The sequence below is a fragment of the Rahnella woolbedingensis genome (assembly GCF_003602095.1).
Classification (GTDB): Bacteria; Pseudomonadota; Gammaproteobacteria; order Enterobacterales; family Enterobacteriaceae; genus Rahnella; species Rahnella woolbedingensis.
This window is the reverse complement of record NZ_RAHH01000037.1, coordinates 16,515-29,512: the sequence shown is the minus strand read 5'-3', so window position 1 is coordinate 29,512 and position 12,998 is coordinate 16,515. Positions and strand designations below refer to the sequence as shown.

The following is a 12,998-nucleotide window of genomic DNA, read 5'->3' as shown; positions in this document are numbered from 1 at the left end:
CCAGAATGAGAAAAATGCCGATGCAATGGATAACCGGCTGCGTGCTGATGCTGGCAGCGAAGGGCGCGCTGGCGTCATGCAGTTTTATGGATAATCGTTTTGCCACCAGTGACTCCGTGGCGCTTAATCTCGGCCACGTGGTGGTTCAGCGTGATGCGCCGGTGGGGAGTGTGGTCGCCACCGTGACCAATAACGCGCTTGGCAGCCGCAATGATTTTATCCAGTGCACGACGTCAGGATTTGTCACCCAATGGGCGGCAGGCGGCGGCGCTTTCGCCCCGGTAAGTTATAACGCGCAAGCCTTGTATCAGTCTGGTGTTGCCGGGCTGGCATTTCGCATCGTAACCTCTGGCGCAGGTTCGACGGCCGGGCGCTACGGCACCGGTCCGTTGCCACGTCGTATTTCTGGCGTGTCTTGCCGTAACGCTGATAACTGGTGGCGTCTGTGCGGGGGTACCTGGGGGAGTTTCCAGCTTCAGCTGGTAAAAATCGCGCCGGTGACAGGTTCAGGTCCGATCACGACCGGCTCATTTGCGCAGGCGCTGGTCTCAGGCGAATTGAATGTGCTCAATTACACGCTGTCAGGCGGACAGGTGCAAACGGTGGCGTGCACCGTGACTAACAGCAATATTACGGTGAACATGGGAAGGACGAAAAACACCGACTTTTCCGGCACAGGCAGTACCAGCGTCGAGGTGCCTTTCACTATTGATCTGAACTGCGACGAGGCGACCAATGTGAATCTGACCCTCGAGCCGGGCAGCGCGGGCGCGGCAGATGCCAGCCGGGGCGTTCTGAATATAGATGCAGGAGGGGCTGGCCAGACAGCAACCGGCGTCGGCGTGCAGGTGCTCTACAATGAGACACCCGTCGCATTGGGTGAAATGCTCAAAATTGCCACCACCGCCAGCGAAGGTATGTTTGCCATCGACCTCCGGGCGCGCTATTTCCAGACATCGTCCGCCATCACGCCGGGTAAAGCCGACGCCAGCGCTACCTTTACCACCACCTATCAGTAGCGTGTTCAGCGGATCGCTTTGCGGCAATCCGCTGAAATCTGACCATCAGGCAAGATGATTGCGTTTGGCGAATTCAATCATCTCAAGCGTTTTGCTAAAGCCCAGCTTACTCATAATCCGTCGTTTATAGGTGCTGACCGATTTATTGCTGACGTGCAGTTTTTCTGCGATGTCCACCAGCATTTCTCCCCGGGCAATATATCCCAGCACCTGCACTTCACGGTTAGACAGCAGACTCAACAGTTCCTGCTCGGACTGTAAAGGTGTAACAGCAGTCGCGGGGCTCTGACGCTGCGGAAAGAACTCATAACCGTTCATCACCGCCCTGAAGGCATCGGCGAGTTGATCAAGTTGATTATTTTTACTGATGAAGCCATTTGCCCCGGCGGTGCGCGCACGATCCACAAAATGCTGATCGTTATGCGCGGTAAGTACCAGAATACCGCCGGCAAACCCCTCATCACGCAGGCGTTTAATCACTTCAAGTCCGTTGGGCGGGGGAATGTCAATGTCGACAACCACCAGATCTGCCGCGAGCGTTCGCAGGGACATGAGGGCATCACGACCGTTATCGCATGTTCCTGCCACCTCATAACCATTGCCCGTTGCCACGACTTTTACCGCAAGCTGAGAGACGGGATGATCGTCTACAATAAAGATTTTTTTCATGTCACAAACCTGCGTTTACTGCCCAACGGCTTGGTTCTTTTCAATGTCATGCAGCACCTGTCTGAGTTGATTTTCCAGCTGTGCTATCCGCTCTTCACAAGCGGAGGCCAGCGAGATAATACGGGGTAAATTTTTGTCCTGAGCCGCTGTCTCGATTTGCTGGCATTCGTCCGCCAGCGCGGTTGCATCTATTATCCGTGCTCCGCCAACCAGACTGTGGGCTATACGCTGTATTTCGTCAAAATCTTCATCAGTGATGGCCTGCTTTAACGCCGCTTTGTCCTGCTGATTCTTCTCAATAACTGCCAAAATCAGCGTGCGGAATGTTTCGGGTTGTGATTGTGCGAGCTTGTGTAACGTCAGAAAAACAGGCGGCTCGGTTTTAATGCTTTCGACACCACTTATGCACGCAAACAGGCGGGCCAGATCGACGGGCTTAAACAGGCAGTCGGTCATTCCAGCGCGGGTGGCCAGCGCAACCACCTTTTGTTCCGCCATGGCTGTTAATCCAAACATCGGCTGTGGCGGACGTCCGGCCAGCGTCTCATGTTCGCGCAGCTGGCGAACCAGCTCAAAGCCACTCATTCCCGGCATATTGCAGTCAGTGATCACCATGTCAAAAGGCGGCTCCTCAGCCAGCCATAACCGCAGCGCCTGTTCACCATTTTCCGCCGCCACAGTGTGATGACCGGCAAACTCAAGCTGTTGCGCCAGTAACAGCCGGTTGGGCGCGTGATCGTCCACCAGTAAAATATTGAGCGGATTATGTGTTTCCTGCCTGACAATCTGCTCTGACAAGGCCTGAGTGCCCGGGTCTGGCGGGGCAGAAAAGCGGAAAATAAACGTTGTGCCTTCGCCAGAGGTACTTTCCACTTCCAGCGTACCGCTGAGTAATCCGGCAAGCTGGCGGCAAATGCTCAGCCCAAGCCCGGTGCCGTGCTGAGCCATCCGGGCGGATCCGACCTGAACGAAAGGCTCGAAGATGGCAGTTTGCTGCTCTGCGGTTAATCCGGGGCCGGAATCACAGACTTCCAGCACATATTCATTTTGGTTGTCGCTGACCGTTTTGGTCTGATAAATGATGATTTCCACCTCGCCGTGCGGGGTGAATTTGATGGCGTTACTCAGCAAGTTGGAGGCGATTTGTTGAAGCATCAGCGGATCAAAAAGAATGCGGTCAGCCTGCACATCGAGCTGAGATTGCAAAGTCAGCCCTTTTTCTTCCGCACTGTGACGAAATAACGTGCTGACACTGTTAAGCATTTCTTTCAGAGAAACCGGCACGCTGCGTACGGTAAAAGTCCCGGATTCGATTTTTGCCATATCAAGAATATCGCCCACCAGCATCAGTAACGATTTTGAGGATTCCCAGGCGACGGCGATGTTATTTCGACGCTGCTCCGGCGAGGACTGGCCAATATTTTCCAGCTCCAGCAGGCCGGTCAAAGCACTCATCGGCGTGCGGATTTCATGGCTCATTTGCGAAAGGAATACGCTTTTGGATTCACTGGCTTTTTCCACCTGTCTTTTAGCGGCTTCCAGTTCATTTTGTAGTTTTTGCTGCATTGCGAGGTTGCGTTTCAGAAAGCGGTTACGCCAGAAATAAAATGCCAGCAGCAGTGCAATCACAATGAGCACCGCCGAGGCGATAATAATAGCAGTGCGGTAGCGCCCCCAGATTTCAAAGCGTTCCAGCGCATAGCGCATCTGCCAGCCGGTCAGTTGTGCATCCATCGCGCGGGGCGGTACTTCGCGCAACGCTTTATCAATAACGGAGATCAGCGGCTTATTTCTGGCGCTGGTGGCCATCGCCAGCCGCAGCGGCTGAACGAGCAGGGTGAGGGCTATGCGAAAACGATCCTCAAGGTAACTTTTCAGCACAAAATTGGCGGCGGTTTGCGGCACTATCGCGCCATCAAGCCGGTGAGTCAGAAGCGAAAGCGCGGTTTCCAGCGAAAAATCATCTTCAACGAACTCAACTTGCGGAAACTGTTCACGCAGTGCGGGCAGATAATAACTGCCGGTGAACACCGCCACTTTCTTCCCCTGCATCTCAGCCAGAGAGGTGACCGCCGGAAAGTTTTTTCGGGTCACCAGAACCCAGTTTGAAATCTGATATGGACGGGAAAAAATGATGTCAGCATCTTCATTGGCAGAAGCGTCAGCAGCAGCAATCAGCGAGTCAGGGGCCTTTTTGATCTGTGCGCGCATTTCTGTCACATTGCGGAAAGCCTGCCAGCGAAATGTGATGCCGTTTTGTTCCCCGATTTTTTTCAGCAACGAGATGGTATAACCACTTTCTTCTCCGTCATCGTTGATGTACGTCAGCGGAATATGAGTGTTGACGACAAGCACCTGCACCACCGGATGACGGGCAATCCAGTCACGCTCCTCTGCGGTTTGCACCGGCGTTTCGACTTGCCCGGTCGTGACCGGACTCAGCCCCCAGGTCTGGGCAATACGACTGCGCGTTTGCGTGCTGATATTTTCCAGCGCCGCATTAATGGCAGCCGCCAGTTCCGGTAAATCCTGCCGGGTGATAAAGTGCAGATCCTGAACCGGCATCACGTCATCCGGCGACAAAATTAACCGGTTATCGTAAATACGCCGGTTTATCTCTTCAGCGGTGACATAGTTAGCCCACATCACCACATTTTCGTTATTGGCGACCGATGCCATCGCGGTGTAATAGTCCGTTTGCGCGACCCTTTTTGCCTGCGGATAAGCTTTATCAAGGGCAGTTCGCAGCTTTTCATCGCCAACATACACCAGCGTTTTCCCGCGCAATGTCTCGTTTTTTGCTACCGGAATCTGGCTGGCGAGCACAGCGTGATCCTCAAGATAGGGGTTCGTCGCTATCAGCGAAGGATGGGCCTGCGCCAGTGGCTGATCCCCGGTAATCATATCAACGTCAGATGATCCTAACGCCGCAACGACAGCCTGCCGGTCGGGATATTGTAAAATATGGAATTTCACGCCGAGCGCGGATGCCAGTAAGGCCAGATAATCTGCCGTCAGTCACTCAAAATCTTTCGGATCAATATTGACCTGAAAAGGAGGATGCGCAGGTGCCACAACCCCGACGCGTAAAACCGGATGCAGTGTCAGCCAGTGGGTGTAGGCCGCATTTTTTTCCAGCTCGACCGCGCTGGCGGAGGTATGAGGTAAAAGAGTTAACGCAAGCGGAGCGGCAGATAAGGGGTTGCAGCAGAAAAGCAGCCCTAGAATCAGAAAAATAACAACGTGTCTCAGGCCGGCAGCTGGCCAGTTTTGTTCACGGATATTCGGGTATTTCAACATAGATTCTCCGTGAACATTCCCCCCCCATTATTTGTTTTCAGGGAAGCTCAACGTGCTGATATATGAAGCGTCTTCTGGCTTTAAATATAGATGAAACAGGGGAGCCATACAATTTCATAACATTAGCGTAAACGATAGCGTTTTAGAACTGCCAGATTTTAACTGTGCTTACTGATTTGTTTCCCCTCACCATCCACCACCTGCTCGCCGTCTTCTTTAGTCAACGCACCGCGTTGCGCATCAGGCAAAATGCCCAGCACCTCCTCAGACGGACGACATAGCCGGGTTCCCAGGGGCGTCACCACAATCGGACGATTGATGAGAATGGGATGCTGCAACATATAATTAATCAGCTGTTCATCGGTGAAAACATCCTCTGCCAGCCCCAGATGCTCATAAGGCTCAACGTTCTTTCGCAGCAATGCACGCACCGTAATGCCCATATCTGCAATCAGTTTTTTCAGTTCATCATGCAATGGAGGGGTATCGAGATAGTAAATAATACTCGGTTCATTGCCGCTGTTGCGGATCATTTCCAGCGTGTTACGGGACGTGCCGCAAGCCGGGTTGTGATAGATAGTAATTTTGCTCATATCGGTATCTCATTAGAAAGTGACAGAGAGCCGCAACACCAGCGCGGCAAGCGTGACGAACAACACCGGAACAGTCATGACCACGCCCACCCGAAAGTAATATCCCCAGGTGATTTTGATATTTTTCTGCGACAAAACATGCAGCCACAGCAAAGTTGCCAGACTGCCAATCGGTGTGATTTTGGGCCCCAGATCGCTGCCTATCGCATTGGCGTAAATCAGTGCCTGCCTGATGACGCCGGTCGCTGTGCTGCCATCAACAGACAGTGCGCCGATAAGAACAGTGGGCATATTATTCATAACGGATGACAGAAAAGCCGTGAGGAAACCCGTTCCCAGAGTGGCTACCCATAACCCCTGATCCGAGAGAGCATTTAGCAGTGAGGAAAGATAGTGGGTCAGCCCGGCGTTGCGTAATCCATAGACCACCAGATACATGCCCAGCGAGAAAATCACGATTTGCCACGGCGCGCCACGTATCACTTTGCCGGTGTTAATGGCATGCCCTTTCTTCGCAACAGCCAGCAAAAGCAGGGCGCCCGCAGCGGCAACCAGACTGACCGGCACACCCAGTGGCTCCAGAGCAAAGAATCCCACCAGCAGTAAAACCAGAACTATCCAGCCGGTTTTAAAGGTTCCGATATCACGGATAGCGGCTTTCGGCTCTTTCAACAGCGCGACATCGTAAAAAGCAGGAATATCTTTGCGGAAAAACAGGTGCAACATCACCAATGTTGCCGCGATAGCCGCCAGATTGACCGGCACCATTACGGCGGCATATTCAGAAAATCCGAGTTTAAAGAAATCCGCCGACACGATATTGACCAGATTCGAGACAATCAGCGGCAGACTGGCAGCATCGGCAATAAAACCTGCGGCCATAACAAAAGCTAACGTTGCCCGCTGACTGAATCCGAGTGCCAGCAACATCGCAATAACGATGGGCGTCAGAATAAGCGCGGCACCATCATTAGCGAATAATGCAGCGACCATCGCGCCAAGCAGAACAATCAAGGTAAAGAGTAGTCGCCCCCGGCCATTGCCGAGGCGGGCAACATGCAGTGCCGCCCACTCAAAAAAACCTGATTCATCGAGCAACAGACTGATGATGATCACGGCGATAAAGGTCGCGGTCGCATTCCAGACAATCTGCCAGACAATCGGAATATCAGCCAGATGAACTACACCTGTCAGCAATGCCAGACCGGCTCCCAGCGCAGCACTCCAGCCAATCCCCAGCCCTCTGGGCTGCCAGATAACCAGAATCAGGGTGAATACAAAAATGGCACCCGCCAGTAACATCAGAGACCCCTTATACATTCACATAAATACATGTGTTTATTCATATTCAGCAAGAAACTGAGGCCGCGCTGGCGAGTTTTTTGCGCACGTTCTCTCTTTCACAATTCCATGCACAATCAATAATGGCCGCAGCCCAGGCAGGTATATGAGGTGACAGACGGTAATGCACCCATTTCCCTTCACGTCGATCAATAACCATTCCGGCCTCACGTAACATGGCCATATGACGCGATATTTTGGGCTGAGACTCTTCCGTTGCTGCACAAATATCACAGACACACAGCTCACCCGATTCCCGCAGAAGCATCACGATGGTTGAGCGGGTTTCATCGGCAAGGAGTTTAAAAAGCTGAACCGGGAGTAACATAGCAAACCTCGATATGAAGTATTTATACATATGTTATTACATATATGTTAGGTTTTAAAGCATAACTTACGAAACGGAAAATTTTTATGACGCATTTACCTGCAATCAAACAGGCGTGTTTTGACGACGCCATTGCCAGCAAACTTGAGTGCAGTCCCGAAGACAGCCCCCGAATTCTCATCCTCTACGGTTCAGTGCGTGAGCGTTCCTACAGCCGTTTCGTCGCTGAAGAAGCGGGGCGGTTGCTGACAAAAATGGGCGCTGAAGTGAAAATGTTTAACCCTTCCGGTTTGCCGTTGCCTGATGATGCGCCGCATACTCATCCGAAAGTGCTCGAATTAAGGGAGCTAGTCCGGTGGTGTGACGGAATGGTCTGGAGTTCTCCGGAAAGACACGGCGCCATGAGTTCAGTGATGAAAGCGCAGATCGACTGGATACCGCTCAGTGAAGGCGCGGTGCGTCCTTCGCAAGGCAAGACGCTGGCAGTGATGCAGGTGAGCGGCGGGTCGCAGTCCTTTAATACGGTCAATCAGATGCGAATCCTTGGTCGCTGGATGCGGATGTTCACTATTCCCAATCAGTCATCCGTGCCAAAAGCATGGCAGGAATTTGACGAGGACGGGCGCATGAAACCATCGGCCTGGTATGACCGGATTGTGGACGTGACAGAAGAGTTGTTCAAAATCACGTTGCTCCTCAAAGGACACACCGCTTATCTGGCAGACCGCTACAGCGAAAGGAAAGAAAGCCTTCGGGAACTGTCCGCGCGGGTTAATCAGGAAAAAATTTGACCCTTTGCCCTCGCCGGACTAACGCCTTGCTGGAGAAAGCACAAAGTTGGCAAGGCAATGCCCTTTGCGACAGTATGTTTGTCGTTTGAATCGGAGCTCATACATTCATGATATGTATATATTAATTTTTAATTTTAGTATTTATTTTGATATGACTTTACTGTTATAATTTTAATTAGTTACATTTTAAATGGATTTAATCATGTTAAGCCAAAAAGAACTCAAACTATTGGATGTGTATTTTTCACGTAACCTAACTCGTGAAAATCTGGAATTATTAAAGCGTCATAATGCTGCCAAAGGAAATTTACTGCCCCTGGGGCTTAAACTAACGACCCCACAAACCCCAGCGGCAAGTAATAAAATATTCATTCTACAGCGCGCACATAGTGGTCTTTATTTCATATCTCCGGTTAATGGTGGCGTACAACCCCAGCCAGAATTAAATGGGCGGTTCTTATTTGTTATCTTAGCCACTAACCCCTCTCAAATTTATTGCGGAAAAGCCTATGACCCGATAAATCAGTTTTTGTCAGGAAGTCGTAATGACTCCCGGCGGTCTGGAGTTAATTGCACAGGCGCTGATAATGCATTTAACTCGAGTGATAGGTTCGAAGTGGAAGGGCACACGTCTCTGACAAAATGTGAAGATGTACTTTTCGCAGGCGACATGCTTTTTCGCTTTGGTACTTTAATTTCGTGGGCAAACAATAGCGGGCATTATCAACCATCACCTTCTTTAAGACAGACTAATTTATATCCTAATATAAAGCGTCTTCTGCCAGAAAGTCTTTTTCAGGAATACGACTTCGAACGTTTAAGTATAGGCCCTGGCTCCGCAGATTCGCGCAGAGCATCTGATTTTTCTAGTTTTTCCTCGTTCGGATCCAATAATAGTAGAAGTTCCAAATTTAGTGATTTCAGTGACAATTAACTCGCTTTAATTATTTTTATTTCATAGAAGAGTATTTTACAACAGCTCCACGGTGAGCTGCTGTAAAATCCGCAATTCTAAATCATTAATAAGTGAAATAACCCCATATTATTAATCATAATCCTAACCATACTTAATACCCCCCCCGGAAGAATACCTTAATATTGAAGCGAGACCATCACCGTCAGGAATTTTCACATTCGCATTAATTACACTCATGCCAGAGCGCACCATTACACCAGGCACTGCTCTAAGGTTTTTTTTCGAGTGCTTTATCCGTATCGAAATGCGCGTGAATTGATTCGCATCAGTAAGCCATGTAATTTCTTCATGCGATTTTTTATGTAAATCTCCTCATGCGCCATATGAATTAAACCTTTATCATTTATTCCTAAGCTGGACTAAACGACTATTTAACGCATCAAGATGTTGTGATACAACATTTATCTCTGCAGCGCTCACCGGTTGTTTGTTATCAATTTTTATTTGCAAATCATCCAACTGAGCTTGTACTGGTTCTCCTCCTTGTTGCAGGGTTTGCCTCATATTATAAATCTCGGTTTTTAGCTCAGAGATCGTCATATAGGGTTTGCGTTTTTGCTCAGCGTCTAGCAGACGTTGCTCTAAATTATCTAACTGACTCTTTACCCGTGCCCAACTGTTTATAGTCGGCAAGCTGGTAGTTTGTTCCGCCAGCTTATTTTGCCAGCTTCTTGATATGAAATTACCTGGCCATATTTTATTTAAACTGATGGCTGCAGAAGGACTTCCCAGCCATTGTATGGCACTGACGACCGCAAGAGTTAAGATAACACTGGTGGCTCCAGTTAGGATCAACGCCTTCCACGGACGTGGCGATGAAAATGTTGTTTGCTCCACTTGCGATGGGTGAACGGCAGTCACAGCGGAGGGGGAAGGGGTTACAGGTTGGGTTACCAACGCGCGTTTTTGTAGCGATTGCCTGCTGGCATGCAGGTAGTCCTGGAGGCTGCGTAGCGTAGTCTGGCTGCGAGACTGCAGGTTCACCGCCTGTGCAAGTAATACCGACACAGCATCTTCCAGTTGCTGGAGGACTGTCGCGTCGACATTTCGCACGGGTAAACCATAAATACTGGTAGCAGAGTAGGTGCAGTACCATTCGATGATTTGCTGGCGCAGATCTGTTGCCGCCAGAGGGGGCCAGCACTGGCGCTGTTTCCTGGTAAAAGCCTCGGCAAGCAATAGCGTGGCATTAGCAATACCTGCCCAACCGTGACGCTGACAGCTTATCAGGCAAAACCATACGCCACTTTGCAAGTCGTAGCCAAAGCGCTGAAAGAGCTCCAGACACATGTTTTCCTGCAACAGCCACCACGACCGGTCATGAACGTGCATTTTCCAACTGTTGACGCTGTTGCTCAGCAGCAGAAATTCATTGCGATGACGGGGATCATGGCAGTTAATTTTCAGCTCATCGAGCTGTGTGCCGTAATTAATTTTTGTCATAAGTTTTCAACGTCACTTGTTTGTCTTTACTGATACCTATCTTCATAGTTCCCCGGCGTTTCTTCTTATCCTGGAGCAGATTGTCTGCCAGTAGCGGCAACATATGCTGGTTTAACACCTGGTCGATATCACGAGCACCACTCTGATTCACTTTGCACATTGCGGCTACCCAGGCAACAGTGCTTTCGCTATAGCTGAGCTGAATTTCGCCCAGGCTAGCGCTGTCATATCGCTGGCAAATATGCCCAAGTTTTAATCTGATGATTTGTGCCAGCGTATCAGGCTGTAACGGGAGGTAAGGAATGAGTGTGATACGTCCCATTAATGCCGGACGGAAAACACGCTCAAACTCGGGACGGATAAGTTCGCAGAGTTTTTCCGGAGAGTTTTCTCCTGCTGCGCAAGCCGCGGTGATGTGACCGCTGGCGAGGTTTGAGGTCATAATGATCAGCGTATTACGAAAATTGATGAGCTGACCTTCTGCATCTTCAATTACCCCTTTGTCGAATACCTGGTAAAAGAGCTCCATGACGTCGGGATGTGCTTTTTCTACTTCGTCCAGTAACACCACGCTGTAGGGGTTACGTTTAACCGCTTCAGTCAGCGTACCACCCTGACCGTAACCCACATAACCTGGAGGGGATCCTTTCAGGCCCGATACACTGTGGGCTTCCTGGTATTCAGACATATTGACCGTTACCAGACTTTGTTCACCGCCGCAAAGTAGTTCAGCCAGGGCCAGGGCCGTTTCGGTCTTGCCTACCCCTGAAGGGCCAGCGAGCATGTAGACTCCGGTGGGTTTAAGCGGATCGCTCATATTGGCCCGGCTAATGCGAATTTGTGTCGCAATACTGGAAAGAGCGTGACGTTGACCGACCACGCGCTGTTCAAGGCGCTGAAGCAGCACGCTGAGCTGTTGCTGTTCATTTTCAATGATGCGCCCAAGTGGCACACCGGTCCAGGTTGAGACAACATCGGCAATACACGTGGCATCAACACAGTCAAATACCAGTGCTTTAGTCTGATGGAGCTGCGTAAGCTTCTTGCGACACCGGGCTGTTAGTTGAGCATCATTACTTTGCAGGATTTGTTGTACCTGATGTTTTTGTTCCTCCCATAGCGGCATAAGGCTGGCGAGGTCCGCAACGAATTCACTTTCCCTCAGTGACAGCTGTTCAAGGCGCTTTTCATGCTGACCCTCTTTTAAAAGCGCCTGACGCTCGGTATACAGGTTGTTGAGCAGGACATCGATATCCTCAATCTCTTTGGGTTTATGAGATTGGGAAACCGCAACCCGTGCACAGGCAGTATCGAGCAAACTGACTGATTTATCCGGTAGCTGCCGCCCTGTGATGTAACGACTCGAGAGCGTGACTGCAGCATGGATCGCACTTTCCAGGATCTGCACGCCGTGGTGGCGTGACATCGCGGGAGCAATGCACCGTAACATGGCGGTGGCACTTTCGACCCCAGGCTCACCCACCTGTACTCGTTGAAATCGACGTGCCAGGGCGGCATCTTTTTCGAAATATTTCTTATATTCCACCCATGTCGTGGCGGCAACTACGCGCAGTTCCCCCCGGGCGAGTGCGGGTTTGAGCAGGTTTGCCGCGTCGTTCTGTCCTGCCTGACCACCGGCACCAATCAGCGTAGGAGCTTCGTCGATAAATAAAATAATCGGCTGAGGGGCGCTGGCTATCTCTTTCATCAACGCCTGAAGACGATTTTCAAACTCGCCTTTTACGCTTGCTCCCGCCTGAAGCAGTCCCAAATCCAGCGTCAGCACCTCCATAGATTTTAGAGAGTCCGGTACGTAACCTGCAGCAATTCGCAGGGCCAAACCTTCTACCAATGCCGTTTTTCCAACGCCAGGGTCGCCAGTAAGAATTGGGTTGTTTTGACGCCGCCGAAGTAAAATGTCGATCATCTGACGAATTTCCGGTTCCCGCCCGATAACCGGGTCAAGCTCTCCTTTACGGGCCTGAGCACTAAGATTTCGGGTAAATTTACTGAGTGCACTACCTTCTTGCCCAAAATGTGATGACTTTGTATTAGAAGGCGCTTTACATGCATTCAAAAGGATCTGCTCAGCGGCATCTCGGTCGCAGGTAAGGGCTTTTAGAACATCGGGGGCTAAATCAGGAAAGGGACTTCCATCTAATAAACCGGCAAGCAATGCTTGAGGTGTAAGCACGACTTGTTCCCATTGAGTGCTGGCATGAAGCCAGGCTATCTCAAGCCATTCGACCAGACCGGTAGAAAAAATCGGCGCACGACTGTTGCCACTGCGTAAAGTGTTCAATGCGTGCTGAGCTGATCCTAAAAGGATATCGGGTGCCAGGCCGGCTCCCAGACTGAGGGCTTCCATCAACGTTCTATGACGGGTGATCAACGACAAAATCAGGTGCTCTATTTCAACTTCATGGTGGGTACGTGAAGCCGCCATGTTGATTGCATCGTCAAGACTTGCCCGGCTCTCTGCTGTGAGTTTTTGGATTATTTGTTTTAAATAGTGGCTCATAATTTGCTCTTTCAGTT

General features: G+C 50.5%; 11 protein-coding genes. 3 read left to right on the top strand and 8 right to left on the bottom strand.

All coding sequences use genetic code 11. The features are described 5' to 3' along the window. The first annotated feature begins 20 nt into the window (after window positions 1-20). A complete protein-coding gene (locus tag D6C13_RS22645; protein WP_244212749.1) occupies window positions 21-1,019 on the top strand; it encodes a fimbrial protein in 999 nt (332 codons plus the stop codon). A 45-nt stretch (window positions 1,020-1,064) separates the two neighbouring features. On the opposite strand, the gene D6C13_RS22640 is transcribed toward D6C13_RS22645, so the two are convergent. From D6C13_RS22640 to D6C13_RS22615, 6 genes are all read right to left on the bottom strand, one after another. Continuing rightward, window positions 1,065-1,688 (bottom strand): response regulator, encoded by a 624-nt coding sequence (locus D6C13_RS22640; RefSeq protein WP_120134929.1) that lies wholly within the window; start codon window positions 1,686-1,688, stop codon window positions 1,065-1,067. 15 nt (window positions 1,689-1,703) lie between these two features. Beyond that, entirely contained in the window at window positions 1,704-4,664 is a 2,961-nt protein-coding gene (locus D6C13_RS22635) for an ATP-binding protein (RefSeq protein ID WP_120134928.1), read from the bottom strand. Between the two features lie 42 nt (window positions 4,665-4,706). Then, complete coding sequence (locus tag D6C13_RS22630) at window positions 4,707-4,985, bottom strand: hypothetical protein (RefSeq protein WP_147408198.1); 279 nt, start codon at window positions 4,983-4,985, stop codon at window positions 4,707-4,709. Between the two features lie 161 nt (window positions 4,986-5,146). Further along, window positions 5,147-5,581 carry a glutaredoxin-dependent arsenate reductase gene (gene arsC, locus D6C13_RS22625; RefSeq protein ID WP_120134926.1) on the bottom strand — a complete coding sequence of 145 codons (435 nt, stop codon included), beginning with the start codon at window positions 5,579-5,581 and terminating at the stop codon, window positions 5,147-5,149. Window positions 5,582-5,593: 12 nt separating this feature from the next. Further along, complete coding sequence (locus tag D6C13_RS22620) at window positions 5,594-6,883, bottom strand: arsenic transporter (protein WP_120134925.1); 1,290 nt, start codon at window positions 6,881-6,883, stop codon at window positions 5,594-5,596. A 46-nt stretch (window positions 6,884-6,929) separates the two neighbouring features. Further along, window positions 6,930-7,250, bottom strand: a complete 321-nt coding sequence (locus D6C13_RS22615; protein WP_120134924.1) for a metalloregulator ArsR/SmtB family transcription factor — start codon at window positions 7,248-7,250, stop codon at window positions 6,930-6,932. Between the two features lie 86 nt (window positions 7,251-7,336). Here D6C13_RS22615 and arsH point away from each other — a divergent pair, with 86 nt between their 5' ends. Both arsH and D6C13_RS25505 read left to right on the top strand, forming a co-directional pair. Then, window positions 7,337-8,041 carry an arsenical resistance protein ArsH gene (gene arsH, locus D6C13_RS22610; protein WP_120134923.1) on the top strand — a complete coding sequence of 235 codons (705 nt, stop codon included), beginning with the start codon at window positions 7,337-7,339 and terminating at the stop codon, window positions 8,039-8,041. Between the two features lie 202 nt (window positions 8,042-8,243). Continuing rightward, window positions 8,244-8,975 (top strand): hypothetical protein, encoded by a 732-nt coding sequence (locus tag D6C13_RS25505; RefSeq protein WP_147408197.1) that lies wholly within the window; start codon window positions 8,244-8,246, stop codon window positions 8,973-8,975. 381 nt (window positions 8,976-9,356) lie between these two features. Here the strand turns inward: D6C13_RS25505 and D6C13_RS22605 are convergent, their stop codons facing one another. Further along, window positions 9,357-10,460, bottom strand: a complete 1,104-nt coding sequence (locus tag D6C13_RS22605; protein WP_120134922.1) for a VasL domain-containing protein — start codon at window positions 10,458-10,460, stop codon at window positions 9,357-9,359. Continuing rightward, the gene (tssH, locus tag D6C13_RS22600) at window positions 10,447-12,981 is read right to left on the bottom strand and encodes a type VI secretion system ATPase TssH (RefSeq protein WP_120134921.1); all 2,535 of its coding nucleotides are present in this window, start codon (window positions 12,979-12,981) and stop codon (window positions 10,447-10,449) included. Before tssH ends, D6C13_RS22605 begins: the two co-directional genes overlap by 14 nt. Window positions 12,982-12,998: the final 17 nt, after the last annotated feature.

Bases quoted from the DNA above. Each gene is read 5' to 3' on its own strand.
- D6C13_RS22645 (WP_244212749.1), top strand. From the start codon at position 21: ATGCAATGGATAACCGGCTGCGTGCTGATGCTGGCAGCGAAGGGCGCG.
- D6C13_RS22640 (WP_120134929.1), bottom strand. From the start codon at position 1,688: ATGAAAAAAATCTTTATTGTAGACGATCATCCCGTCTCTCAGCTTGCG.
- arsC (WP_120134926.1), bottom strand. From the start codon at position 5,581: ATGAGCAAAATTACTATCTATCACAACCCGGCTTGCGGCACGTCCCGT.
- D6C13_RS22620 (WP_120134925.1), bottom strand. From the start codon at position 6,883: ATGTTACTGGCGGGTGCCATTTTTGTATTCACCCTGATTCTGGTTATC.
- D6C13_RS22615 (WP_120134924.1), bottom strand. From the start codon at position 7,250: ATGTTACTCCCGGTTCAGCTTTTTAAACTCCTTGCCGATGAAACCCGC.
- arsH (WP_120134923.1), top strand. From the start codon at position 7,337: ATGACGCATTTACCTGCAATCAAACAGGCGTGTTTTGACGACGCCATT.
- D6C13_RS25505 (WP_147408197.1), top strand. From the start codon at position 8,244: ATGTTAAGCCAAAAAGAACTCAAACTATTGGATGTGTATTTTTCACGT.
- D6C13_RS22605 (WP_120134922.1), bottom strand. From the start codon at position 10,460: ATGACAAAAATTAATTACGGCACACAGCTCGATGAGCTGAAAATTAAC.
- tssH (WP_120134921.1), bottom strand. From the start codon at position 12,981: ATGAGCCACTATTTAAAACAAATAATCCAAAAACTCACAGCAGAGAGC.